General features: G+C 69.7%; 18 protein-coding genes and 1 pseudogene. 4 read left to right on the top strand and 15 right to left on the bottom strand.

Features of this window, described 5'->3' with window-relative positions; genetic code table 11:
- The first annotated feature begins 158 nt into the window (after positions 1 to 158).
- Positions 159 to 686: a GNAT family N-acetyltransferase gene (locus tag ACIPWY_RS16400; RefSeq protein WP_401533576.1), complete on the top strand. Its 528-nt coding sequence runs from the start codon at positions 159 to 161 to the stop codon at positions 684 to 686.
- A gap of 26 nt (positions 687 to 712) precedes the next feature.
- On the opposite strand, the gene ACIPWY_RS16405 is transcribed toward ACIPWY_RS16400, so the two are convergent.
- Positions 713 to 1,474, bottom strand: a complete 762-nt coding sequence (locus ACIPWY_RS16405) for a dioxygenase (RefSeq protein ID WP_393701647.1) — start codon at positions 1,472 to 1,474, stop codon at positions 713 to 715.
- 109 nt (positions 1,475 to 1,583) lie between these two features.
- On the opposite strand from ACIPWY_RS16405, the gene ACIPWY_RS16410 reads away from it, so the two are divergent.
- On the top strand, positions 1,584 to 2,096 hold the full coding sequence (locus tag ACIPWY_RS16410) for a MarR family transcriptional regulator (RefSeq protein ID WP_362897818.1): 513 nt from the start codon (positions 1,584 to 1,586) through the stop codon (positions 2,094 to 2,096).
- Positions 2,097 to 2,146: 50 nt separating this feature from the next.
- On the opposite strand, the gene ACIPWY_RS16415 is transcribed toward ACIPWY_RS16410, so the two are convergent.
- Together ACIPWY_RS16415 and ACIPWY_RS16420 are read right to left on the bottom strand one after the other, a co-directional pair.
- Entirely contained in the window at positions 2,147 to 3,631 is a 1,485-nt protein-coding gene (locus ACIPWY_RS16415; protein WP_362898400.1) for an MFS transporter, read from the bottom strand.
- A 178-nt stretch (positions 3,632 to 3,809) separates the two neighbouring features.
- Entirely contained in the window at positions 3,810 to 4,436 is a 627-nt protein-coding gene (locus ACIPWY_RS16420; protein ID WP_383882330.1) for a TetR/AcrR family transcriptional regulator, read from the bottom strand.
- A gap of 304 nt (positions 4,437 to 4,740) precedes the next feature.
- On the opposite strand from ACIPWY_RS16420, the gene ACIPWY_RS16425 reads away from it, so the two are divergent.
- Entirely contained in the window at positions 4,741 to 6,024 is a 1,284-nt protein-coding gene (locus ACIPWY_RS16425; RefSeq protein WP_362897822.1) for a M6 family metalloprotease domain-containing protein, read from the top strand.
- Positions 6,025 to 6,054: 30 nt separating this feature from the next.
- On the opposite strand, the gene ACIPWY_RS16430 is transcribed toward ACIPWY_RS16425, so the two are convergent.
- From ACIPWY_RS16430 to ACIPWY_RS16470, 9 genes and pseudogenes are all read right to left on the bottom strand, one after another.
- Complete coding sequence (locus ACIPWY_RS16430; RefSeq protein ID WP_393701539.1) at positions 6,055 to 7,767, bottom strand: class I adenylate-forming enzyme family protein; 1,713 nt, start codon at positions 7,765 to 7,767, stop codon at positions 6,055 to 6,057.
- A gap of 150 nt (positions 7,768 to 7,917) precedes the next feature.
- Positions 7,918 to 8,481, bottom strand: coding sequence for an FcoT family thioesterase (locus ACIPWY_RS16435; protein ID WP_362897826.1), 564 nt, complete (start codon positions 8,479 to 8,481; stop codon positions 7,918 to 7,920).
- Positions 8,482 to 8,586: 105 nt separating this feature from the next.
- A complete protein-coding gene (locus tag ACIPWY_RS16440; RefSeq protein ID WP_362897828.1) occupies positions 8,587 to 9,477 on the bottom strand; it encodes a TauD/TfdA family dioxygenase in 891 nt (296 codons plus the stop codon).
- Between the two features lie 55 nt (positions 9,478 to 9,532).
- Positions 9,533 to 9,787, bottom strand: a complete 255-nt coding sequence (locus ACIPWY_RS16445) for a ferredoxin (RefSeq protein WP_362897830.1) — start codon at positions 9,785 to 9,787, stop codon at positions 9,533 to 9,535.
- Between the two features lie 2 nt (positions 9,788 to 9,789).
- A complete protein-coding gene (locus ACIPWY_RS16450) occupies positions 9,790 to 11,007 on the bottom strand; it encodes a cytochrome P450 (protein ID WP_393701536.1) in 1,218 nt (405 codons plus the stop codon).
- A 27-nt stretch (positions 11,008 to 11,034) separates the two neighbouring features.
- The gene (locus tag ACIPWY_RS16455) at positions 11,035 to 12,591 is read right to left on the bottom strand and encodes a long-chain-fatty-acid--CoA ligase (protein ID WP_401533581.1); all 1,557 of its coding nucleotides are present in this window, start codon (positions 12,589 to 12,591) and stop codon (positions 11,035 to 11,037) included.
- A 2-nt stretch (positions 12,592 to 12,593) separates the two neighbouring features.
- The gene (locus ACIPWY_RS16460; protein WP_401533583.1) at positions 12,594 to 14,495 is read right to left on the bottom strand and encodes a beta-ketoacyl synthase N-terminal-like domain-containing protein; all 1,902 of its coding nucleotides are present in this window, start codon (positions 14,493 to 14,495) and stop codon (positions 12,594 to 12,596) included.
- Positions 14,488 to 20,112 (bottom strand): annotated as a pseudogene (locus ACIPWY_RS16465) (SDR family NAD(P)-dependent oxidoreductase); the annotation flags it as partial. The pseudogene ACIPWY_RS16465 and the gene ACIPWY_RS16460, both read right to left, overlap by 8 nt.
- 315 nt (positions 20,113 to 20,427) lie before the next feature.
- Positions 20,428 to 21,336, bottom strand: a complete 909-nt coding sequence (locus tag ACIPWY_RS16470; RefSeq protein ID WP_362897840.1) for a DMT family transporter — start codon at positions 21,334 to 21,336, stop codon at positions 20,428 to 20,430.
- Between the two features lie 187 nt (positions 21,337 to 21,523).
- Between ACIPWY_RS16470 and ACIPWY_RS16475 the strand changes: the two genes are divergently transcribed.
- A complete protein-coding gene (locus tag ACIPWY_RS16475) occupies positions 21,524 to 21,976 on the top strand; it encodes an Lrp/AsnC family transcriptional regulator (RefSeq protein WP_362897842.1) in 453 nt (150 codons plus the stop codon).
- Positions 21,977 to 21,979: 3 nt separating this feature from the next.
- Here the strand turns inward: ACIPWY_RS16475 and ACIPWY_RS16480 are convergent, their stop codons facing one another.
- The 3 genes from ACIPWY_RS16480 to ACIPWY_RS16490 are packed head-to-tail and all read right to left on the bottom strand — an operon-like array spanning position 21,980 to position 24,689.
- Positions 21,980 to 23,053: a histidinol-phosphate transaminase gene (locus tag ACIPWY_RS16480; RefSeq protein ID WP_362897843.1), complete on the bottom strand. Its 1,074-nt coding sequence runs from the start codon at positions 23,051 to 23,053 to the stop codon at positions 21,980 to 21,982.
- Between the two features lie 38 nt (positions 23,054 to 23,091).
- Complete coding sequence (locus ACIPWY_RS16485; protein WP_362897845.1) at positions 23,092 to 24,078, bottom strand: ornithine cyclodeaminase family protein; 987 nt, start codon at positions 24,076 to 24,078, stop codon at positions 23,092 to 23,094.
- Between the two features lie 17 nt (positions 24,079 to 24,095).
- Positions 24,096 to 24,689: a prephenate dehydratase domain-containing protein gene (locus tag ACIPWY_RS16490; protein WP_362897847.1), complete on the bottom strand. Its 594-nt coding sequence runs from the start codon at positions 24,687 to 24,689 to the stop codon at positions 24,096 to 24,098.
- Positions 24,690 to 24,713 lie beyond the last annotated feature (24 nt).

Here is a 24,713-nt window from a genome sequence, read left to right on the forward strand (position 1 = left end):
TCCTGTGGTCCTGTGGTGCCCGGCACACCCTCCCGGGTGCCCTGCATCCGATGGAAACAACGACTGGAATCCGGACAGAATTCCCAAGCTGACCATCGATTTTCGTGATCATGCAGTACCCTGTGCCGCCATTGGCCGGATACGGGGAGGTCCACAGCGTGACGGAGTCCACGGAAGTGCAGGTCAGGCATGGCGTCGACGCGGACCTCGACGCCCTCACCGACCTCTACAACCACTTTGTGCGCGAGACGCCGATCACCTTCGACACGGCCGCCTTCACCCCACAGGAGCGCCGTCCGTGGCTGCTCTCCCACCTTGAAGACGGCCGGCACCGGCTGCTGGTTGCCCAGGAGGGTGATTCCGGCCGCATCCTCGGCTACGCGACCTCGGGCCCGTTCCGCGCGAAGGCGGCGTACGACACCTCGGTGGAGGTCAGCGTCTACTGCGCGCCCGACGCGGGCGGCCGCGGCATCGGCACCCTGCTCTACGAGGCGCTCTTCGAAGCGCTCGCGGGCGAGGACGTCCACCGCGCGTACGCGGGCATCACCCAGCCGAACGAGGCGTCGGTCCGCCTGCACACCCGCTTCGGCTTCACATACGTGGGCACGTACCGCGAGGTCGGCCGGAAGTTCGGGCGGTACTGGGATGTGGCCTGGTACGAGCGCCCGGTCGACAGCGGCACCTGACCGAGCGGCACGTGATCGATCGGCACCTAGCCGAACTGAACCGACCGCTTGGCGAGCCCCATCCAGAACCCGTCGATCACGCTGCGCTGCGCGTCCAGCTCGCCGCCCGCGTCCGCCGCGCCCATCGTCACGAACAGCGGCGCGAAGTGCTCGGTGCGCGGGTGGGCGAGCTGTCCGGCCGGCGACTTGCTGGTGAAGTCGAGCAGGGCGTCCACGTCGCCGCTCTCCAGGGCGCGGTGCCCCCAGTCGTCGAACTCGGCCGACCAGGCCGGGATCCCGCCCTGCCGCAGCGCGGCCAGGTTGTGCGTGAAGAAGCCCGAGCCGACGATCAGAACCCCTTCGTCACGCAGCGGCGCGAGCTTGCGCCCGATGTCCATCAGCTCCTGCGGGTCGAGCGTCGGCATGGAGATCTGCAGGACCGGGATGTCGGCTCCGGGGTACATCTCGACGAGCGGGACGTACGCGCCGTGGTCGAGGCCGCGGTCGGGGATGTCCTGGACGGGGGTGCCGGGCCCGCGCAGCAGCTTCCTTACGGAGTCGGCCAGTTCGGGTGCGCCGGGGGCCTCGTACCGCACCTGGTAGTAGGGCTCGGGGAAGCCCCAGAAGTCGTGGACGAGCGGCACGGTCTCGGTGGCGCCGAGGGCGAGCGGGGCCTCCTCCCAGTGCGCGGAGACCATCAGGATCGCCCTGGGGCGCGGCAGTTCGGCCGACCACGCGGCGAGCTGACCGGTCCACAGGTCGTCGTCGGCGAGCGGCGGCGCACCATGACTGAGATAGAGGGCGGGCATACGCATGGCGGCACTCCTGGATGACGACGACCCTGAATTACTTGAACTCTCAAGCTGTAGTGACAGAGTAGTGCCCAGTTGTTTAATCTTCAAGAAGGGGGTACGTACAGTGGAACCTATGACGACGGCACCGACCCAAGCCCCGCGCTGGCTCACGGACGAGGAACAGCGCACCTGGCAGGCGTACCTCCACGCGTCCACGCTGCTGGAGGACCACCTCGACCGCCAACTCCAGCGGGACGCGGGCATGCCGCACATCTACTACGGGCTCCTCGTCCAGCTCTCCGCAGCGCCGCACCGGCGCCTGCGCATGACCGAGCTGGCCATCAACGCGAAGATCACCCGCTCCCGCCTCTCGCACGCCATCGCGCGCCTGGAGAAGAACGGCTGGGTGCGCCGCGAGGACTGCCCCTCCGACAAGCGCGGCCAGCTGGCGTGCCTCACCGACGAGGGGTACGAGGTCCTGGAACGGACGGCGCCCGGCCATGTCACCGCCGTCCGGCAGGCGCTCTTCGACCGGCTCTCCCCCGAACAGCAGAAGTCCCTCGGCGAGATCATGAGGATCGTCGCCGAGGGACTTCAGCCGAAGGAGGCGGGGGCGGATCTCCCCTGGCTCCGGTAGCGCCCTGAATCCGCTTCGGGCCCGTGCGGGTCAGTACGCCTTACTACTGGTCAGTGCGCGATCACCGGGATCTGCACCTCGTCCTGTGCGTCCTCCGGGGAACCGGAGGCCTTCGGGCCGGCGCTGCCCGGGACACCCGTGTTGATGAGGGTGACGGCGATCGTGGCCGCCACGGCCAGGATGCCGACGGCCCACCAGATGGCGTGGGTGTAGCCGTTCACCATGGCCTGCGCCTGGAGGAGCTTGGCGTTGGTGGCGCCGGCCGCGTGCGAGGCGACGTAGGCGGTGGTCGCCGACGCGGCGATCGTGTTCAGCAGCGCCGTGCCGATCGCGCCGCCGACCTGCTGCGAGGTGTTGACCATCGCGGAGGCGACACCGGCGTCACGCGGCTCGACACCGTGCGTGGCCAGGGACATGGCGGGCATGAACGCCGTACCCATGCCGAGGCCCAGCAGCAGCTGCGCCGGCAGGATCAGGAACGGGTACGAGGAGTCGATCTCCAGCTGCGTCAGGAGCAGCATGCCGAGCGCGGCAACCAGGAAGCCGGGGCCCATGAGCAGCCGCGGGGGGACCCGCGTCATCAGCCGGGCGCCGATCTGCGTGGATCCCGTGATCATGCCGACGATCATCGGCAGGAACGCGAAGCCGGTGGTCACCGGCGAGTAGCCGCGGACGACCTGGAGGTAGTACGTCAGGAAGAGGAACAGGCCGAACATCGAGATGACGGCGAGGCCGAGCGACATGTAGACGCCACCGCGGTTGCGGTCGAGCAGGACGCGCAGCGGCAGCAGCGGCGAGCGGACCTTGGACTCGGTGAAGACGAACCCGAGCAGCAGCACGGCGGAGGCCACGAACAGGCCGACCGTCATGGCGTCGGACCAGCCGTTGGACTCGGCGCGCGTGAAGCCGTACACCAGGGAGACCAGGCCGAGGGTCGACAGGACGACGCCCGGGATGTCGAGCGACGAGCGGTTACGGGAACCGGCCGGCTCACGGATGACGAAGTAGGCACCCGCGGCCGCGATGATCGCGAACGGGATGTTCACGAAGAACGTCCAGCGCCAGTCCAGGTACTCCGTGAGGAAGCCGCCGAGGATCAGGCCGACGGCGCCACCGCCACCGGCGATCGCACCGTAGATGCCGAACGCCTTGGCGCGCTCCTTGGCGTCGGTGAACATCACCGCGAGCAGGGAGAGCGCGGCGGGCGCGAGCAGCGCGCCGAACACGCCCTGCAGGGCGCGGGCGCCGAGCATCATCGCCTCGCCCTGGGCCGCGCCGCCGAGCGCGGACGCGAAGGCGAAGCCGAGCAGGCCGGTGACGAAGGTCCGCTTACGGCCCCACATGTCGGCGATGCGTCCGCCGAACAGGAGCAGTCCGCCGAAGGCGAGCGCGTAGGCCGTGATGACCCACTGCTTGTTCCCGTCGGAGATGCCGAGGTCCTGCTGGGCCCACGGCAGCGCGATGTTCACGATGGTCGCGTCGAGCACGACCATCAGCTGGGCGAGCGCGATGAAGACGAGTGCCTTCCAGCGCATGGGGTCTGCCTTGGGCAGTTCTATTTTTGGCAAGGGCGTAGCCACGACGGCACTCCAAGTCTCAAATAAGCGTGAAATATCGGGTGTTACTGAAGCTGCTGATGCTGCTGACACTGCTTGAGCAGCTGAAGCTGTGGGCGGGCTCCGACGGCGACGGCGACGGCGGGGCGCGGGTGGATCAGGCCTGCCGGAGGTCCTCCAGAGTCGCGGGCGCGCCCGGCAGCTCCGAGCGGGCCGGTGCCATCAGGCCGTCGAGGAACAGCTGCAGATGGCGGTGGACGAAGCGGTCGATGTCCAGGCAGGCGATTCCGGGCAGCGGCCTGGTGAGCTGGGAGAGGGCGACCATCAGATCCCCGACGGCGATGTCGGTGCGCAGCTGCCCGGCCGCGCGGGCCCGCTCCATGAGGCCCTCGGTGCCGGCCTCGAGCCGGTCGCGGGCGGCCAGCAGATCGGGATGGTCCTTGTCGAAGCCGGACGTGAGCATCGGGCACAGGGCGCCGATCCGCTCGTCCGCGGCCGCGTGCACGAACGTGCGCAGGGCGCCGAAGGAGGCGTCCGGGTCGGCGTCCGCGACGGCGAGCGCCTGTTCGGCGTGTTCGGTGACGGTGTCCATGACGGAGAGGACGACGTGCCTGAGCAGGTCGGCGCGGTCCGCGAAGTGCCGGTAGACCGTGGCGTTGCCGAGGCCCGCGCGGCGGGCGATCTCGTCGATCGGCACCTCGGCCCCGAACTCGACGACCATCTCACGGGCCGCGGCGACGATCCGCTCCCGGTTGCGCAGGGCGTCGGCACGCGGCTTGGGCATGCGCTTCCCTGTCCCGGGTGCGGTGGTGGTGGCTGCGGCGCTCACGGTTCTGGCTCCTTCCGGCGGACGTTGCGGTCATTCTCCGTTGCCAACTCGTTCCGGGGAGTGAGTCCCCGTTTCGTGCGGACACAGGGCTAAACGGGGAGGGCCTCCCCGGTTATTTCCCGCCATTCGCGTGACCTGGGTCACATTCACGAAAAACCCACGATCGGCGCACCCAGCGAGCGTCCCGACACACCCCGTCACAGGGTGATCGAAGAACGCAGCCCGACTCTCGGGGCTGCCGGGGACCGAGGGTGAGGCGATGGCATTGCCGCAGCGCATACGCAGGGCCCGGCGCAGCGCGGGACTCGCGGGGCTCATCGCCGTGGCCCTCGCCATCACCACGTCTGCGAGTACGGGCCACCTCCTGGAACAGTCCCAGTCCCCGTCCGGCGCGGGCTCCGCGTCCCTGTCCCGGCCGGCCGCGCTGACGCCCTGCATGATCCAGGGCGCACTGGGCGTACAGATGTCGGAAGGCGTGCCCACACAGTCGGGTTACGCCCGCTCCACGGGCGCCGTCCACGCCCTGAACCTCATGGTCGACTTCCCCGACGCCCGCGGCGAGGGCACCGCGCTCGACCGCCTCGGCGAGTTCTTCCCGCAGACGCAGGACTGGTTCCACACCGCGTCTTACGGGAAGCTCGACTACCACCCGGAGGCGCCGATCAAGCACTGGCTGCACATGCCGAAGCCGTTCACCGCTTACGGGATAGAACGCGGAGCCCCCTTCGACCCCGGCTACCGCGACCTGGTCGACGACATAGTGGCCAAGGCCGACCGGGACGTGAACTTCCGCGACTACGACCTGCTCAACATCCTGGTCACCCCGAACGCCGGCCCCTCGGCCCTGGACACCGTGCTGTCCGTGACGTTCGCCGGCAACCGCGAGGCGCCGGTCGCCGACGGCGTCCACATAGCCAACGCTTCGTTCGTCTACAGCCGCCAGGACGACGGCTCGGGTTCGTACTCCGAGACCGGCTACCGCGTACTGCCCCACGAGAACGGCCACACCTTCGGCCTGCCCGACCTCTACACCCAGGACGGCGGCGGCGCCGTCGGCCACTGGGACATCATGAGCGAGGACTGGGGGGCCGACAACGACCTCCTCGGCTGGCACAAGTGGAAGCTCGGCTGGCTCGGGAACAAACAGGTCACCTGCGCCTCGGCACACGGCACGAGTGAGCACGTCCTGTCGCCGCTCGGCCGCCGCGGCGGCCCGAAGCTCACGTTCGTACCGCTCACCGCGAAGACCGGGTACGCGGTCGAGGTCCGCACCCGCGAGGGCAACGACGAGGCGGTGTGCCGGCCCGGCGTCCTCATCTACCGGGTCGACGCCGACATCGACACCGGCCGCGGCCCGATCACCATCGAGGACGCCACCCGGGACAGCGGCGGCTGCACGCGCAGCCCGAACGTCCACGCGGAACTCTCCGACGCCCCCTTCACCCCCGGCCAGACCTTCAAGGACGCCAAGAAAGGGGTGAAGATCAAGGTCGCGGGGAGGGAACGGAACGGGGACTACCGGGTGCTGGTCACGCGGAAGTAGCGGGCGACGACGGGGACCATCAGGCGCTCGTCACGCGGACGCAGCGGGCGGCCGGTGAACGGCCTCCCCCACCGGCCCGCGCAGCTCCCGCTTCAGGAGCTTGCCGGTCGCGTTGCGCGGGAGCGGGTCGTCCCGCAGGAGTACGTGGGCGGGCACCTTGAAGGCCGCGAGCGACTTGGCGACGTGCGCCCTGACCGCGTCGGCGTCCAGCTCCGTCCCGGGCCGCACCTGCACGACCGCCGCGACCTCCTCACCGAGCACCGGGTGCGGCACCCCGAGCACCGCCGCGTCGACGACGTCCGGATGGTCGTGCAGGACGGCCTCCACCTCCACGCAGTACACGTTCTCGCCGCCCCGGATCACCATGTCCTTGATCCGGTCGACCACGCTGACCCGCCCGTCCCGCAGCGTCGCCAGATCCCCGGTCCTGAACCAGCCGCCCGGCGCGAACGCCGCGGCCGTCGCCGCCTCGTCGCGCCAGTAACCGCGGATGACCGACTGCCCGCGCAGCCACAGCTCCCCCACCTCGCCGTCCACGACGTCCTCGCCGCCTGGCCCGGCGACCCGCACCTCCACGGCGGGCGCGGGCCTGCCCACGCTCTCCGGGTGGGCCCGGTACTCCGCGCCGAAGTTGGCGGTGACGCCGCCGAGCGTCTCGGTCAGCCCGTATCCGTTACGCGGCTCCACGCGCTCCCCGAACCGGGCGGTGAGCCGGGCCACCAGGTCGGGCGGCGCGGCGGCGCCCCCGGTGTTGAACATGGCGAGCGTCGGCATCTCGTCACCCGCGGCCTCGGCGGCGTCGAGCAGTTGCAGCGCGGTCGCGGGCACACCGCCGTAGTTGGTGACCCCGTGTTCCCGGATCGCGTCCAGCGCCCTGGCCGGATCCCACTTGCGCAGCAGGACGAGGGTGCCGCCGGCCGCCATCGCCGCGTAGAAGCCGGTGAACGCGGCGACGTGGAAGAAGGGGAACGTGAGCAGCGCGACGGGCGTGGGCCCCTGCCCGGGAATCTGACCGCGCCGCAGGGCCGAAAAGGCCGCGAAATAACGGGGGTTGGCGACCGCACCGACATGCGCACGGTGCGTGGCGACGGCGCCCTTGGGCCGCCCGGTGGTCCCGGAGGTGTAGATGATCGTGGCGTCGTCGTCGGGCTGGACGTCGACATCGGGCGGCCCGAGCGAGGGATCGGCGGCGGGCAGGTCCTCGTACCGCTCGACACGGTCGCCGGGGAGGTCGCCGTCGTGATGGAAGACAAGGGTCCAGGGCCGCCGCCCACCCGGCTGCCGGTCCAGCCACGGCCCGACGCGCTCCAGCCGCTCGCCGTCGACGAGGAGCACGCCCGGCTCGCAGTCGTCGAGGGCGTACGTGAACTCTCCGGCGGTCCACCAGGCGTTCAGCGGAACGGCGACGAGACCCGCCAACTGGGCGGCCCAGAAGGCGATCTGCCACTCGGGGTGGTTGCGCATGGCGACCACGGCGCGGTCGCCGGGCCGCAGCCCGTACACGTCCACGAACCGACGGGCGAGCGCACAGGCCTCGGCGAAGAACTCCCCGTAGGTGAGCCGCCCGCCGTCGGCGATCAGAAAGGGCGTGTCCTTGAAGGCCCACGTCGTCTCGACGAACTCACGCAGGGTCCGCGGCCCGTCGGCGTACTCGGGACCACCGCTCTCGTTGCGCACGACGGCGAAGGGGGCGCCGGGTGAGGTGAGCAGGTCGAGGGCGGGGTCGGCGGGTTGCGGCTCCATGGACAAGGCCCCTTCCAACTGGACGGACACGATCTGCAGGCATGACGGACGCTACGTCGCCGGTGCCGCGTGCCACAGGGGGATCCCCCAGATTTCCCCGAGACCTGCTCCCCTACCTGCGAGGGCGGGTGCCATCAGGAGCGACGTAACTCAATTGACGGCTTCCGTGACCGGAGCGTTCGTGATGGCAATCTTCACGTCACCGCGGCTGTCCCCACCGTGGTCATCCCAGAAATGGCAGGTCGTGTCGGCAACGACGAGTCCGCCGCCACCGCCACGCACGCGCTCCACGACCTTCTCCAACCGGATTTCGCCGGAGAACTTACGGGCGTTGATGGGACGGCGGAAGCTGCTGCTCAGTCTGGCGATCAGGATGTCCGGCAATTGTCGGTCCCAGTAGTCCTGCATGCTCCACCCGTCGAACGGCGTGAAGAGCCGGTCCTGAACACCCTTTGCGATGATGTAGTAAAACATCTGGTTGTAGCAGATGTTGAACTCGACGGCGTTGAAGTGGCCGGTGTCATCGATGTAGCACGACTCATCGATTTCGAACTCACATCTCGCGGTGGCCACGCCGCCGCTCATCGACTCTCCGGAGACAGAAATCTCGGCAGACCTCAGGTAACGGCAGTTTTCACGGTAGGGCGCCAGTACCCGGTTCAGCAGCGGGGCATCATGTGCGACCGACTCGACCGGTGGAGCGCTTGTCGTCATTTCGTTTCACGCCTTTCAACGGGGCAGGAGCTGACAGGTGCTGGACGGACCGCGCCGGACCGGCCGGCCCCCGAAGCGACTCGGAGGCCGGCCGGTGGCAGCGGGCTAGGCGGCGCTGAATCCGTCGTGGAAAGGGAATTCGTCGTGGACCGTGACCCGGTGCGACACCGCGGGCTCCGGGGTGGTGGTGTGCAGCGCACGGTGGATCAGGCTGCGGTTGTCCCAGATGAGGAGATCTCCCTCCTCATACGTCTGCAGGTGGATGTTCGGGTGCTCGAAGGTCATGTCCAGCTGACCCGACGCTTCGAGGAGCTGCGGCACCAGCTGCTCGTCGAGCGTGTTTCCCCGGCCGTCCTCCAGGGCGCAGGTGAATCCCTCACTGACATAGAGCACGGTCTCGCCGGTGACCGGGTGCACGAATGCCGTCGGGTGCTTCACGGCGGGGGTCTTCTGCTCGATCTCGTCCAGCAGCTCCGAGACCGGGCGATAGACGTCGGACGGACGGATCTTGAAATACCGGCGCGGGCTCTGCTCGGCGCGGGTACCGGCGATCGCCTTCTTGAGCTCCTCAGGAAGGTTCTGGTACGCCTGCCCCATGTCGATGAAGTAGGTGCCCCGGTTCTCCGCCGGGATCACCTGGGGGTAGATCAGGGTCAAGCCGAACGGGCGCGGCATGAACTGGTAGTCGGCATGCCAGAACTTCCCCGTCTTGGGCACTCCGACCTGCTTCCCCTCCTTCGGGACATTGGAGGAGACGAAGATCTCGCGGTACTCGGGGTGGTGGTACATCGGCTCGTAGTACACATCGATCTCGCCCAGCCGGCGGCCGAGCTCGATGAACTCGGGCGAAGAGAGCTGCTGCCCCTTGAGCGCAACTATCTTGTTCGCGTAGATGTGCTTCTTCATCTCCGCGAAGTCTTCGTCCCCAGCCGTGTGCAGGTCGAAGTCGTGGACGCGGGCACCCATCGCCTGCGAAGTCTCCACCTCGATACGCATATCACCCTCCATGACTGTTGGTTGTTGAAGTGTTCCGTCGAAAAGGCATGCTGATTCACACCTCCGCGCCCGGTGCGCTCCCCGGCGCATCGCTCCCCGGCGCGTAGGAGATCGCGAACCACGGGCAGGCGGCCTCCGCCTCCCGCACCAGGACCTCGTCGGCATCGGTCATCTGCGCGTTCCCGGCCGGCCAGGACCTGTCGTCCCTGATCACGAAGATGTCCGGCGCGATGTCACGGCAGCGTCCGCTGCCACTGCACAGGTCGTGGTCGACCGTGACGCGGCGAGCGCCCGCACGCGGCTCGGCCACGGTCATCGGTTACCGGCGGGCAGGGCGGGCAGGGTGAACTCCATTTCCAGGCTGAGCCAGTTACGGAATACCGGTCCCGGCACCTGAGGTGTCGGCGCACCCGGCTTCAACTGCAGTCCGGGCAGGCGGCGGTAAAGCGCGGAGATGGACGTTTCGCACTCGAGCCTGGCGAGGTTCATGCCGATGCAGTGATGAATGCCGAAGCCGAAGGCCAGATGCGGCGGCAGCTGCTTCCAGTCCCGGTCGATGATGAACTCTTCCGGACGGTCGAAGACCTCCGGGTCGTGGTTTCCCGCGGTGTAGATGGTGAAGATCCGGTCTCCCGGGTCCAGTTCGTAGCCCTGGATCGATGTCGCGCGGGAGCAGCGGCGCCACAGCCCAAGGGCCGGGCCGTCGTAGCGAAGACCCTCTTCCAGCAGAGTGGGAGTCAGCCCGTCGATGTCGGCCAGGTATTTGGCCTTCTCCTCCGGGTGCCGCTCCAAGGCGGCCACGGTATTGACGATTGCGGCCGACGTCGTGGAGTTCCCGGCCCGGATCATGGACCTGATCATCGCCGCGACCTCGAGCTCCTCCAGCCGGTCGCCGTCGTCCTCGGCAAAGCACAGCCTCGTGATCAGGTCATCGCTTTCCGGGCCGGCCGCGCGCCGCTCCCGCACCGTCTCGGCCAACTCCGCGTGCCAGCCGGCCATATCGGCGGCGTGTGCCTCGCTCTGCCGGTCCGCCGTGCTCAGCTCGAAAAGGGACGACAGGTGAAGGAAGCGCTCGCGGTTCTCCTCCGGTATGCCGAGCAGCTCGGCTATATGCCCTTCGCTCACCTTCCGGGCGTAGGCGGTGACCAGATCGAAGGTGTCGCCCTTCGCCACGATGGCGTCGATCAGCTTGTCGGCCAGTCCCTCACTGAACGGCCGCATGTGCTGAATGCGCGATGCCGACATGGCCTTGACGAACAGCCGTCGCTGGCGGGTGTGGCGGGGCGGGTCCGCGGCCGCGAACACCTGCTCCTCCTCCGGCAGCGGCTGCTCCAGCGGATAGAGGGTGCTGTATTTCCCGGTGAAGGAATGCGGCAGCTTCTCCATCACTTCCCGGATGGCGGCGTACGAACTCACCTGCACCGCGTCCAGATGCTGGGAGTGCGCCACCGGGCAGCCCTCGCGATCCGCACGCAGTTCCTCCCAAGGGGAATCCAGCTTATGCGTGTAGGGCCGGAACTGTGGCTCCATGATGCATGAACTCCTCGTAAGAAATGGCTAGTTGACCTGGCGGTCCTGCGAACTCCAGCGGCCGTCCCGGAGTGTGCGCCGCAGGATCTTGCCGCTGGCGTTGCGCGGTACCCGGTCGATGAACTCGTACTTCGACGGGATCTTGTAGTCGGCTATGCGATCCCGCAGAAAAGCCTTGAGCTCTCGGGGCGGGATCCGTTCCCCGGGCCGGAGCTGAACGAAGGCGTGCACGGCCTCGCCCCAGCGGGAATCCGGGACCCCGATCACCGCCACGTCCACGACGTCAGGATGTGCGCTCAGCGCGTTTTCGATCTCGGCCGGGTAAATGTTCTCCCCGGCGCGGATGATCATGTCCTTGATGCGGTCGTGGATGAAGAGGTAACCCTCGTCGGAGGTGTAGCCCGCGTCCCCGGTGTGGATCCAGCCGTCCACCAGCGTCTGCTCGGTCGCCTCGGGCAGCCGCCAGTACTCGACCATCCGTCCCGGGGTCCTGATGCACACCTCGCCGACCTCGCCGGCCGGGAGCTGCCCGCCCCGCTCGTCCACGATCTTCACTGCGAAGCCGGGGTAGGGCCGGCCGGCGGCCTTCAGCAGATCGCCGCCCCGCAGATGGGCGGCGGGCGGCAGGCAGATCGCGGTGTTCCCGGTTTCCGTCAGGCCGTAGATCTGCGCGAACTCGCATTCCATGACGTCCATGCAGCTGCGCAGGAGCGACTCCGAGATCGGCGAACCGCCGTAGACCACCTTGCGCAGGGTCGCGAAATCGGAGCGGTCCACGTCCGGCTCCGCAAGGAGCATCAGCAGCATCGCGGGCACCACGCAGGTGACGGTGACGCCGAGGTCCCGGACGAGCGCGATCGCGTCCTTGGCGGCGAAGACGCGCATGGTGACGTTGGTGATTCCGGCGTTGAACCCCTGGGTGGCCCACCACAGGCCGCCGATGTGGGAGCCCGGGACACCGATCAGGCTCACGTCGTCCGGCCGCCAGTCGATCCAGTCCTCTCCGCTCGCGGCTAGCGATTCCCGTACGGCGAAGAAGCTGCGGTGGGCCAGCACCACCCCTTTGGGGAAGCCGGTGGTCCCGCTGGTGTAGAGCTGCACGATCGGGGTGTCTGGAGTGGCCGGCCACGGCTCCGCCCGCTCGCTTCCGGCGGCCTTCCACTCCGGCAGGGCGATGCCGGCCGGGTCGGCGCAGTCGAGCAGCACCATCGTCTTCAGCTTCGGCAGGTCCGCCTGGACCTTCCCGGCCACGTCGAGGAACTCCTCCTCCACGAAGACGAGTTCGGACTCGGAGTCGCGCAGGATGTGGTCCACCTCGTGCGGGGTGAGCCGCCAGTTGACCGGGACGAGGACGACGCCGCTCTTCGCGCAGGCGTAGAGGAGTTCGTAGTAGTGCTCGGACTCCTTGCCGAGATAGCCGACGCGGGCGCCCGGTGCGAGACCGGACGCGCGCAGAGCTCGCGCCCACCGGTCGCTTTCCTCGGCGACGGCGCCGTACGTGACGCGGCGCCCGTCGCAGACGAGGGCCACCTTCTCGGGCCGCTCGGCGGCGTGCGTCGCGAGTACGGCATCAAGGGTGTTCATCCTCAGAGCCCTTTCCGGGGTGGTGCGGCGATGGGGCCGGCAGGTTCGTCCAGCCAGTACCGGCGGCGTTGGAAGGCGTAGGTGGGCAGGTCGGTGAGGCGGGCGCCGAGCCCGCGGAAGGGAGCGGTCCAGTCCACGGTCGCGCCGTGGCAGAACGTCCTGGCCGCATGGGCCAGGAGCCCGTCCGGGTCATCCGCCCCGGGCAGCGGCGCCGGTGCGGTGCCGGGGACCGGTTGCGCCACTCCGTGGAACAAGCCGGGCGCGGACCGCCCGTCGGCCAGGGCCAGCAGCGCGTCCCGGAACCCGGTGCGGGCACCGGCCACGACGACCGCACGGTGTGGAAGGACCGCCCGGGAGGACGCCAGCGACCACGCCACGTCCAGCAGGTCCTGGTCCGGGTCCGCGTCGAGCAGCGCGACGAGTTGCCGGGCCTGTGCCCGTAGAGCGCGGTCACCGGCCGCCGTCAGCACCCACGGCACCGTCGGCGTCGGCTCGCCACGGGCGGGCGGGTCGTCCTGCCGCGGTGCCTGTTCCAGGATCACGTGCGCGTTGGTGCCGCTGACGCCGAACGAGGACACGCCCGCCCGTCTGGGCTCGTCACCGGTGTCCGGCCAGGGCATCGCCTTGGTCAGCAGCCGCACCGTCCCCTGGGACCAGTCCACGTGCGGCGACGGCTCGTCGGAGTGCAGCGATCGCGGCAACAGGCCGTGCCGCATCGCCGACACCATCTTGATCACTCCGGCGATGCCTCCGGCGGACTGGGTGTGGCCCAGGTTGGACTTGGCCGAGCCCACCCACAGGGGCCGCCCGGGCGGGCGCGACCTGCCGTAGGAGTCCAGCAGCGCCTGCGCTTCGATCGGATCTCCCAGGGCGGTGCCGGTGCCGTGCGCCTCCACCGCGTCGACCTGCGAGGCGGCCAGTCCGGCGGCCGTCAGCGCCTGTTGGATCATCTTCCGCTGACTGGGACCACTCGGTGCTGTCATGCCGTTGGTCGCGCCGGCCTGGTTCACGGCGGAGCCGCCGATCAGGGCCAGCACCGGGTGACCGTTGCGCCGGGCTTCCGACAGCCGCTCCAGCACCAGCATGCCCACGCCCTCGGCCAGGCCCCAGCCGTCCGCTCCGGCCGCGAAGGACTTGCACCGCCCGTCGGGCGAGAGCCCACGCAGCCGACTGAACGAGACGAAGACCGTCGGTGAGGACATCACCGCCGCCGCGCCGACCAGCGCGAGACCGCACTCTCCGGCGCGCAGCGACTGGGCCGCGAGATGGAGTGCGACCAGCGACGACGAACATGCGGTGTCCACCGTCACCGCTGGGCCCTCAAGACCGAACGCATAGGAGATGCGGCCGGAGGCCACGCTCGGCGCGCTGCCCATGGGCAGCGTTCCCTCCAGATCCGCGGGGACGGCGGACAGCCGGGACGCGTAGTCGTTGTACATGACCCCGGCGAACACCCCGGTGCGGCTGCCTCGCAGGGAGTCGGGGGCGATGCCCGCGCTCTCCAGCGCCTCCCAGGACGTCTCCAGCAACAGGCGCTGCTGCGGGTCCATCGCCAGCGCATCGCGCGGGGACACTCCGAAGAGCTCCGCGTCGAAGTCCGCGGCGTCGTGAAGGAATCCGCCCTCGCGCACCGACGCCGTTCCCGGGGTGTCGTACACCGGGTCGTACAGCGTGTCGAGGTCCCAGCCCCGGTCGGTCGGGAAGCCGGAGATGGCGTCCCGCTCGTCGACGAGCAGCTGCCACAGGTCCTGCGGTGAGCGCACCCCGCCCGGGTAGCGGCAGGCCATGCCCACCAGTGCCACCGGCTCGTCGCGCCCCTCCAGCTCGCGCAGCCGCTGCCGGGTGCGGTGCAGCTCGACCGTCGCCCGGTTGAGGTACTCCCGGAGTTTTCTCTCGTCAGCCATTGCGGGACTCCTCCTCGCCGAGCCCCAACTCGGCGTCGAGCAGGGCGAACAGTTCCTCGTCCGACGCCGACGACACCGCGTCCTCGGTCAGGTCCTGCTCAGCCGCGTCGGACCGGGCGGCAGCCGGTGCGAAGTCCTCGGGAACGGGCTCGTCGCCGGAGAGCCGAGCGGCCAGGAAGCCGGTGAGCGCGTACGCCGTGGGATGGTCGAAGACCACCGTGGCCGGCAGCCGCTCCGCGACGGCCCGGCCGATGGCGTTGCGGAGCTGCAGCGCGGCCAGTGAGTCGACACCCAAGTCGTGCAGGGTGCGGTCGGCCGGCACCGCCGCGGCGGACGGGTGCCCCAGTACGGCGGCGATCTGGGCGCGCACCAGCTCCAGAAGCTCGCCCTCCCGCTCGGCACGGGGCAGGGCGGCGAGCCGCTCGCGGAGCGCGCCGGGGTCGCCCGTGCGCCCGGACCGGTCGGCAGCGGTCCCGGCAAGGTCCTGGAACAGCGGCGGCACAGGGGTCCGTAGCCCGGAGGTCTGCACCCGCGCCGCCACCAGCACCGGCTCGGCCGAGCCGACGGCGGCGTCGAACAGGGCGAGCCCCACCTCGGTCGGCATGGGTGCCATGCCCATGGCCGACAACCGGGCCAGGTCCGCCCGGTCGAGGTGGGCGGTCATGCGGCTGGCCTGTTCCCAGTGCCCCCACGCGAGCGCGGTGGCCGGCAGCCCCTGGGCGTGACGGTGGTGAGCCAGCGCGTCCAGGAAGGTGTTCGCCGCGGCGTAGTTGGCCTGCCCGGCGGCGCCCAGGATCCCCGCGGCGGAGGAGAACAGCACGAACATCCCCAGGTCCTGGCCCATGGTCAGCTCATGCAGGTGCAGCGCGGCGTCGGCCTTGGGCCGCAGGACCCGGTCGACGCCGTCGGGGTCCAGCGAGCCGATGACGCCGTCGTCCAGCAGCCCCGCGGCGTGCACCACGGCGATCAGCGGACGATCCGGGTCCACCGCCGCCAGCACCTCGCGCAGCGCCTCCCGGTCGCCGACGTCACAGGCAGCCGGGGTGACCCGCGCTCCCAGGGAGGTCAGCTCCTTCACCAGGTCCGCGGCCCCGGGGGCATCCGCGCCCTGGCGGCCCACCAGCAGCAGATGACGGGCGCCGTGACGCTGGACCAGCCGCCTGGCCATCAGCCCGCCCAGCATCCCGAACCCGCCCGTGATGAGCACGGTGCCTTCCGGGTCCAGGTGTCCCAGTCCGCGCGTACGAGCCGTGGTCACCCGGGCCAGCCGGGGCGCGAGCACCTGGCCCGCGCGCACGGCGAGCTGCGGCTCGGCGTGGTTCCCCGGCATCGCCAGGAGCGCCGCGGACGCCTGCGGTTCGTCGAGGTCCAGCAGCACGAAACGGTCGGGGTGCTCGGCCTGGGCCGAGCGGACCAGGCCCCACAGCGGCGCGTGGGACAGGTCGGAGACGTCCTCGTCGGGACGTGTGGCCACCGCCCCCCGGGTGACGATCACCAACCGCGACGCCGTCAGCCGCTCGTCCTTGAGCCACGCCTGAATCAGTGCCAGCCCCCGGCACGTCGGCTCCGTCACCACGCCCCGTGCGGTCGTGACCGCCGGCACCAGGTCGAACGGCGCGTACACGAGGTCCGGTACGGCCGCCCCGGCATCCAGGGCCTGCCGCAGTGCGGCCAGGGTCTCGTATCGCTCGACACCCGGGTGGTGCCAGTCGGAACCCAGGACCGCCGGGGTGCGCCGGCCCGGGTCGGGCAGGGCGACCGGCACGGGCTGCCAGTCCACGCGCAACAGCGCGTCCTGGTGGGTCCGGTGAGCCGCGGTGAGCTGCTCGGACGTGACGGGGCGCAGCGCCAGGGACTCCACCGACGCCACCGCCCTGCCGTCCTCGTCCATGGCCTGGACCGACACCGCGTGGGGCCCGGCCGGTGTGACCCGGACCCGCAGCACCGTCGCGTCGACGGCCCGGCAGTGCACGCCCTGCCAGGAGAACGGCAGCCGCATGCCGTCGGCGTCCAGGGCCAGCGGATGCAGAGCCGCATCCAGCAGCGCCGGGTGCAGCGCGTACCGCCGTAGGTCCCCTCCGGCCTCCCGCGGCAGGACCGCCTCCGCGAAGAACTCGTCGCCCCGGCGCCACAGCGCACGCAGTCCGCGGAAGGCCGGGCCGTAGTCGTAGCCGCGCCGGGCGGCCTCTGCGTAGAAGTCCTCGAGGCCCACTTGCTCGGCACCGGCCGGCGGCCAGGGGGTGACGGGCGTACGGGCGGGCGGCGTGGCGGCGCCCGCCGTGACGTCCCCCTGGGCGTGCCGGGTCCAGGACGTGCCCGGCGGCGCGTCGTCGGGCCGGGAGTGGATCGTGACCGGCCGATGGCCGTCCGCGTCCGCGGCGCCCACCCATGTCTGCACCTGCGCGGCGCCGCCGTCCGGGACCACCAGCGGGCTCTCCAGGATGAGTTCGGACACCCGCGGGCATCCCGCGGCCGCGCCCGCCCGCAGGGCCAGGTCCAGCAGCGCCGTGCCCGGAAGGAGCGGCTTGCCGTGCACCGCGTGATCGGCCAGCCAGGGGTGCGTGTCGAGGCCGAGCCGGCTCGTCAGCAGCACCCCGCCGGACTCCGCGTGCTCCACCACCGCGTCCCGGCCCCGGTCCCGGTCCACCGCTGCGGGGGGCCAGTAATGATGGCGCCGGAAGACGTACGTGGGGAGGTCCTGCGCCACGTCGGACGGGGTGCCGTCGGGCAGCAGGCTCTCCAAGTCGACTGCGGCTCCCCGGACATAGGCCCGTGCGAGAGAGGCGGCGAAGTCGTCGGGGTCCGCCTGATCGCGCCGCAGCGACTCCAGGACAGCGGCGGGGCGCCCGCTGTCGTCGACCGTCTGCCCGAGCGCGGCGGTCAGGACCGGATGCGGACTCATTTCGATGAGCATGCGGTGCCCGTCATCGAGCAACGCCCGCACCGCGGCGTCGAATTCGACGGGATGCCGCAGGTTCCGGTACCAGTGATCGGCATCCAGGCCGGTGGTGTCGAACGGCCCGCCGGTCAGCGTGGAGTAGAAGGGGACCTGGGCGGCTTGCGGCGCTACATGCCGCAGCGCGTCGAGTAACTGCGCGCGAACCTGCTCGATGTGCGGTGAGTGGGAGGCGTAATCCACCGGAATCCGGCGGGCCCACACCCCCGTCGCGTCCGCATGCCGAAGGAATTCCTCGATCGCGGCGGAGTCTCCGGACACCACCATCGCCGAGGGACCGTTGACGGCAGCCACCCACAACCGCCCGGCCCACCGGCTGAGCATGTCCTCGACCGCGGCGCGCGACGACATCACCGTCGCCATGCCCCCGGTCCCCGCGAGTGCGGCCAACGCCTGGCTGCGCAACACCACGATCCGCGCGGCGTCCTCAAGGCTCAGCGCCCCGGCCACGCACGCGGCGGCGATCTCCCCCTGCGAATGCCCCACCACGGCCGCCGGCGCCACCCCGTGGTGCTCCCACATTCGTGCGATACCGGTCAGCACGGCGAACAGGGCCGGCTGCACCACATCCACCCGCTCCAGGCTCGCCTCTCCTTGCAGCACCTCTCGGAGCGACCAGTCCACGAACGGGGCGAAGGCCTCCTCACAGCGGGCGATCCACTGTGCGAACACCGGTGATCCCGCCAGCAGTGCCCGCCCCATCCCCGCCCACTGCGAACCCTGGCCGGGGAAGACGAAGACCGGCCTGGGATCACGCAGGGCCGTGCCGGTCACGGCGCCGGCCACCTCTTCGCCGGCTGTCACCGCCCGCAGGCCTGCCAGGCCGCCACCGTGGCCGCGCGCCAGCACCACGGCCCGGTGCTCGAAGGCCGCACGCCCCCGTGTCAGGCCTTTGGCGACCGCCCGCAGATCGCCGCCGGGACGGGCCGCCAGATATCCGGCCAGCGAATTCGCCTGCGCGCGCAACGTCTCCGCGCTGCGCCCCGACACCGTCAGCGGCACCACTCCCGCAAGGTCCACGCCCGGCTCCCGCGCCGCCGAAGTCGTACGCGGGGTTTGTCCGCGCCCTCCACCGGCGTTCTCACCGGAGGGTGCCTGCTCCAGAATCACGTGCGCGTTGGTGCCACTCATACCGAAGGCCGACACGCCGACCCGACGCGGCCGTTCACTCTGTGGCCACGGCACCGCCTCGGTCACCAGCCTTACCGCCCCCGACTCCCAGTCCACATGGGACGTGGGCCGGTCCACGTGCAGCGTCGCCGGGACCACTGCGTGCCGGAGCGCCAGCACGCTCTTGATCACACCCGCCACACCGGCGGCCGCCTGCGCATGGCCGATGTTCGACTTCACCGAGCCGAGGAGCACCGCAGGGGCCTCGGCGCCGCGCTGCCCGTACGTGGCCAGCAGCGCCTGCGCCTCGATCGGGTCGCCCAGGGGCGTGCCGGTGCCATGCGCCTCCACCACGTCCACATCCGCGACGTCCAGCCCCGCCGCCCGCAACGCCCGGGAAATCACCCGCTGTTGCGAGGGTCCGTTCGGAGCGGTCAGTCCGTTCGACGCCCCGTCCTGATTGACCGCCGACCCCCTGACCACTGCCAACACCTCGTGGCCCCGCCGCCGGGCATCCGACAGCCGCTCCAGCACCAGCACGCCCACGCCCTCGGCGGGCCCGAACCCGTCCGCCCCCTCGGCGAACGCCCGGCAGCGGCCGTCCACCGAGAGGGCGCGCTGCCGGCAGAACCCCAGGTACACGCTGGGCCCTGCCAGCACCGTGGCCCCGCCGGCCAGGGCCATGGTGCACTCGCCGGCCAGCAGCGCCCGGACCGCCAGATGAACGGCCACCAGAGACGCGGAGCACGCCGTGTCCACCGTCATGGCCGGCCCTTCGAGGCCCAGCGCATAAGCCACCCGGCCCGAGGCGACACTGGCCTGGGTACCGGTGGTGTAGAAGTGATCAACGTCCGGTACGTCGCGGACAATTGACGGATAGTCGAAGGAAGCGAGGCCGGTGTAGACACCGGTGTCGGAACCCTTCAACGACGACGGATCGATCCCGGCCCGCTCGATCGCCTCCCAGGAGACCTCAAGCAGCAGCCGCTGCTGCGGATCCATCGCGAGTGCCTCACGCGGTGAGATGCCGAAGAACTCCGCGTCGAACTCATCGACACGATCCAGGAATCCGCCGCCCTGCACGTACATGGTGCCCGGCCGGTCCGGATCGGGATCGAACAGCCCTTCAAGATCCCAGCCGCGGTCCTTCGGTATCTCCGATATCGCCTCGCCACCGGAAGACACCAGGCTCCACAGGCCTTCGGGTGAGCGAACCCCTCCGGGGAACCGGCAGCCCATACCCACGATCACGACGGGGTCGTCGTCCAGGGCGGGGAACTCCCCGGACGGGCCGGAAGAGTCCGCTTTCCCCGCCTCCGTGGACTCCCGCCGGCTTCGCAGGTAGTCCGCCAGGGCCACCGGCGTGGGGTAGTCGAAGACCAGGGAGGAGGGAAGCCTGAGGCCGGTCGCCACGTCGAGCCGGTCGCGCAGCTCGACCGCTGTCAGTGAATCGAGGCCCAGATCCTGGAAGGTGAGATCCGGATCAATGTCTGCGGCCTCCTCCTCCAGCACCTCGGCCGTGTTTCGGCACACCAAATCGAGCACGTCGTCCACGTGGACAATTCCCCCCTAGGGCCGATCTTCCTTCGTTTTGCCCTATTGACCAACGAATGACTCAGAAGCTATCTGCAGGAGCTATCCGGATCAGGAGCTATCTGATCCCGAGCTATCTGATCCGGAGCTATGGATCAAGTAAGTACCCACCCATGGAGAAGAACGCCGCCGCGCCAAAAGCGCGCAGCGCATTCTTCTACGCCCGGTCTTCAAATGACTCCGGGCGCAGAAAATGAAATTCGGGCAATTTTGTCCGTCAGGCACTCCGGGCGCAGGGCCCCCTCAGGACGGGCCCTCTCAGGACGGGCCCCTTCAGGCTCGCTCACCGATCGGAGTCGCCCCGACGACTCCGGCCTGCTCGACGGCCGTCCGGCGCTCGACCAGTCCGAGCGCCACACCCGCGATGATGATCACGCCCCCGAACACCTGCGGGAGACGGATCGTCTCCCCGTTGATCACCACGGCGCCCAGTACGCCGAACACCGGGACCAGGTTCAGGATGTTGACCGCGACGCTCGACGTCATGCGACGCAGGCCGTAGTTGTAGAGAAGGAAGCCGCCGACGGAACACGCCACGGCCAGGTAGACAAGCAGCGCCGAGGCCGATGCGTCCGGCACCCGCCAGTCCCCGACCTCCAGGAGCGAGGCGAGCAGGAAGCCGGCAGCGCCCGCCACCGTCTGGTAATAGGTCAGGTTCACCGCGTCCTGCCCTCGGCCCGCGTACTTGCCCAGCACGTTGTACCCGGCCCACACCAGCCCGCCGAGCAGCAGCAGGATGTCGCCGAGCCAGCGGTCGCTGCCTCCCACCTCCGCGCCGTTACGCACGACCAGAAAGGCCCCCACGGTGGCAAGCAGGACGCCTGCGACTCGGAGCAGCGGCATCCTGGCCCGAAAAGCCACCAATTCCAGGAGCATGGTCATCAGCGGATAGGTGGCCACGATAAGGGAGGCATCGGAGGCGGTCGAAAGCTCGACCCCGATATTCTCCAGCACGAAATAGGCCGTGATGCCGAGCAAACCACTCAGGTACATCATTCGCCGCTGCCGGGCATCGGGCCGCACGCCCGGATTACGACGCGTGCGCACCATGATCGCGAGTATGCCCGCGGCGAGCGTGAAGCGGATGGCCCCGATGCTCAGCGGCCCGACGTCGTCCAGCACCTTCTTGGTCACCGCGTACGAACTGCTCCAGAACAGCGCCGCCGCCACGACCGCGCCCATTGCCCCGAGCCTCGCCTGCCGCCCGTCCACCCGTGAACTTCCCTTCCGTTCCGCGTCCCGACTCCGCATCGACCACTCGGTAGAGAATCGAGCCATGGACGGAACTACCGTGAGGACACTAGCAATTACACCGGGAAGATGGCACGCTGGCCGAACATAATTCGGGAACATCTGGATGTGACGGAACATGGACGAACTTGATTCGGCGCTGCTGCGTCTCCTGCAGCAAGACGGTCGGCGCTCCAACCGGGACCTGGCGACGGAACTGGGGATCGCACCCTCCACCTGCCTGGAGCGGGTGCGGTCCTTGCGCGAGCGCGGTGTACTCCTCGGATTCCACGCCGAGGTGGACCTCACCGCACTCGGCCGCGGACTCCAGGCGATGATCGCCGTGCGAGTGCGTCCGCCGACGCGTGCGGTGATCGAGCAGTTCCAGGCCTTCGTGGCGAGGATGCCTGAGGTGCTCTCAGTTTTCGTGCTGACGGGCACCGACGACTTCCTCCTCCATGTGGCTGTTCGCGACGCCGACCATCTGCACGCGGTGGTCCTGGACAAGCTGACAGAGCGACAGGAACTCTCGGACGTACGCACCTCGGTGGTCTACGGGCATCTGCGCAAGAACGTCATCGAGCAGGTGTAGTCATCAAGCAGGTGTGAGAGTCCCCAGTGACGCGATCAGCAGATCGTTCGCCTCCGGACTGCCGACCGTGATCCGCAGCCCCATGCCGGAGAAGTTGCGGACCAGCAGTCCACGCTGCTCAAGTGCCGCGGCGACCCTGTCGGACTCCTCACCGATCGGCATCCAGAGGAAGTTCGTCTCGCTCGCAGGGGTTTCCCAGCCCTGCGCACCAAGAGCCTTCCGCAGCCTCTCCCGCTCGGCGGTGATCCGGCCCACCTGTTCGAAGAGTTCGTCCTCCGCGTCCAGCGCGGCCAGGGCCGCCTGCTCCGCGATCCGGCCCACTCCGCACGGCACGGCGCACTTGCGGAGTGCTTCAGCGATCTCGGGGTGGGCCACGCCGTAGCCCACGCGCAGGCCGGCGAGCCCATAGGCCTTCGAGAAGGTGCGGAGCACCACCAGGTTGGGCCGGTCACGGTGGAGTTCCACTCCGTCCGGCGCGCCCGGGGCCTGATAGAACTCGAAGTAGGCCTCGTCAAGCACCACCAGGACGTGATCCGGCACGCGGTCCAGGAACTGCTTGAGCTCGGCGGCGCCGACGGCGGTACCCGTGGGGTTGTTGGGTTCGCACAGCAGCACCATGGAGGTCCGCGGCGTGATCGCCGCCGCCATCGCCTCCAGGTCATGCGTCTCGTCGGTGAGCGGTACCTCGACCGGAACGGCACCGGCCATCCGCACCACGATGGGAAAAGCCTCGAACGAGGGCCAGGCGTAGACCACTTCGTCACCGGGCGAGAGCATCGCCTGGCCGATCTGCTGATAGATGCCGACCGACCCCGGACCCGTGACCACATGCGAGAGCGGGACGTCCAGCTTGTCGGCCAGGGCGGCCGACAGCTCGTCCGGGAAGATGCCCGGGTAGAAGTTGGTCTGCGCCGCAGCCCGGGAGATCGTCGCGAGCGCCGAGGGCAGCGGCTGGTAAGGGTTCTCATTGAGGAAGAGCCGGTGGGACACGCCTGCGGCAGGTGGTTGCGGCGGCTTGGGCACGTAGGCCGGTATGCCGTCGAGAATCGCTCGCGGCGACGGTGAGTGCGGACTCACTTCTTTCGTTCTCCTCTGCTGTTTTCCTGGCGTGTCGGTCAGTCGAGTTCGAAGGTCTGGCCCAGCCCGCGGGCCGCCGCCTCCTTGGCGACGGCGAAGCCGGACATGACGTCCTGCACGCCGAGGCCGAGTGACTTGAAGACGGTGATCTCCGAACCCTCGCGGCGTCCGGGATGCACCCCGAGCAGCACCTCGCCCAGCTCGGCCTGGATGTGGTCAGCGCCGACCAGCCCCTCGGTCACCGGCGCCAGCAGGTCACCGGACTCGGCGCGGGCCGACTCCCGGCTGTCGACGAAGAAGGACGCCTTCGCCACAGCCTCGGCGGACAGTTCGCGGTGGTCGACGAAGGAAGCCCCGACGGCGTTGACATGCACTCCGGGTGCGAGGTCCGCGGCCTGGACGACGGGCTCCTTGGTCGATGTCGTGGTGCAGACGAGGTCGGCCCCGGCCAATGCCTGCGCCGGCGTGGTGACGGTCTCCACCTCGATGTCCAGCTCCGCGGCCGCCCACGCCCGGTAGGCCTCCGCGTTCTCGCTGGTACGGCTCCACACCCTGACGCGGCGCAACGGCCTGACCAGGTGCATGGCCTCCAGATGGCTGCGCGCCTGGACACCCGAGCCGAGCACGGCGAGGTCACCGGCGTCCGGCCGTGCCAGTGCTTCGGTGGCGACGGCGGACACGGCGGCCGTTCGTACGGCGGTCACCGCGCCCGCGTCCATCAGCGCCAGTGGAGCGCCGGTCTCCGGATCGAAGACCATGACGATCCCGATGTGCAGTTCGAGACCACGGGCAGGGTTTTCGGGCTTGAGCACCATGGCCTTGAGCCCGTACCCCGCCAGGTCGTCCCCGGCGACGAACCCCGGCATGGTGCCCAGCAGACCGGTGTCCTTCTCGGGCCGCAGGATGGTCCGCAACGGCAGATCCACCTGGCCACTGCTGTACCGGCGCATGGCCTCCGCCATCACCGGCAGCGCGGTCCTGACCGGATAGATCTCACGCACCGTGGCGCGGTCGAGGAGAATCATGGGTTGACCTGTTTCTTTCAGGAGTCCGTACCGGCGAGGGTGAAGATCGACCACAGCATGCGGATCGGCCGGGTACGGGAGATGAATTCCAACTCGTTGGCCTTGGCCGCCGGCAGTGTGGTGAGCGCCAGGTCGGCCTCCCCACGGCGAGCCTGGCCGGCTGCCGCGCTGGTGGAGGTCGCGAGGCGGATCTCCGCCACCGAGTACTCCTTCGGAAGCAGCTCCTCGACGAGAGGGACCGGTGCCGGGTGGGTGGCGATCCGGGCCGCCTTGGGAATGCTGTGCCCCCGTGAGACGGCGATGCCGTAGTGCGGGGTGTCGAAGAGGAAGGCGCCGGCGAACCGCAGCGCCGGATCCATGTAGAAGTTGTGCACCGAGGCGTACGCGTTCGCGATCACGACATGGCTGACGACGCCCTCACGCAACGCCTCGCCGGCCTTCTCGAATGTCTCGTAGAGCTGGATGTCCGGCGGCCCACCGTGCCCGTGGTCCGCCCAGAGATACAGTGCCGCCTGCTCACTGCTGGTACCAGCGGGGCCGAGGGTGCCTATGGTCTTGACCGACGGGCCCGCTGACAGGGCGGTGTCTATCCATCCTGTTGCCTGGTTCATTTTCTTCCCCCTAGGAATTGACGA

This window comes from Streptomyces sp. NPDC090032, from assembly GCF_044748025.1.
Lineage (GTDB): Bacteria > Actinomycetota > Actinomycetes > Streptomycetales > Streptomycetaceae > Streptomyces.

Bases quoted from the DNA above. Each gene is read 5' to 3' on its own strand.
- ACIPWY_RS16460 (WP_401533583.1), bottom strand. From the start codon at position 14,495: ATGGCTGACGAGAGAAAACTCCGGGAGTACCTCAACCGGGCGACGGTC.
- ACIPWY_RS16435 (WP_362897826.1), bottom strand. From the start codon at position 8,481: ATGACGACAAGCGCTCCACCGGTCGAGTCGGTCGCACATGATGCCCCG.
- ACIPWY_RS16440 (WP_362897828.1), bottom strand. From the start codon at position 9,477: ATGCGTATCGAGGTGGAGACTTCGCAGGCGATGGGTGCCCGCGTCCAC.
- ACIPWY_RS16415 (WP_362898400.1), bottom strand. From the start codon at position 3,631: ATGCGCTGGAAGGCACTCGTCTTCATCGCGCTCGCCCAGCTGATGGTC.
- ACIPWY_RS16430 (WP_393701539.1), bottom strand. From the start codon at position 7,767: ATGGAGCCGCAACCCGCCGACCCCGCCCTCGACCTGCTCACCTCACCC.
- ACIPWY_RS16490 (WP_362897847.1), bottom strand. From the start codon at position 24,689: ATGAACCAGGCAACAGGATGGATAGACACCGCCCTGTCAGCGGGCCCG.
- ACIPWY_RS16455 (WP_401533581.1), bottom strand. From the start codon at position 12,591: ATGAACACCCTTGATGCCGTACTCGCGACGCACGCCGCCGAGCGGCCC.
- ACIPWY_RS16475 (WP_362897842.1), top strand. From the start codon at position 21,524: ATGGACGAACTTGATTCGGCGCTGCTGCGTCTCCTGCAGCAAGACGGT.
- ACIPWY_RS16425 (WP_362897822.1), top strand. From the start codon at position 4,741: ATGGCATTGCCGCAGCGCATACGCAGGGCCCGGCGCAGCGCGGGACTC.
- ACIPWY_RS16420 (WP_383882330.1), bottom strand. From the start codon at position 4,436: ATGCCCAAGCCGCGTGCCGACGCCCTGCGCAACCGGGAGCGGATCGTC.
- ACIPWY_RS16470 (WP_362897840.1), bottom strand. From the start codon at position 21,336: ATGGGCGCGGTCGTGGCGGCGGCGCTGTTCTGGAGCAGTTCGTACGCG.
- ACIPWY_RS16405 (WP_393701647.1), bottom strand. From the start codon at position 1,474: ATGCCCGCCCTCTATCTCAGTCATGGTGCGCCGCCGCTCGCCGACGAC.
- ACIPWY_RS16450 (WP_393701536.1), bottom strand. From the start codon at position 11,007: ATGGAGCCACAGTTCCGGCCCTACACGCATAAGCTGGATTCCCCTTGG.
- ACIPWY_RS16485 (WP_362897845.1), bottom strand. From the start codon at position 24,078: ATGATTCTCCTCGACCGCGCCACGGTGCGTGAGATCTATCCGGTCAGG.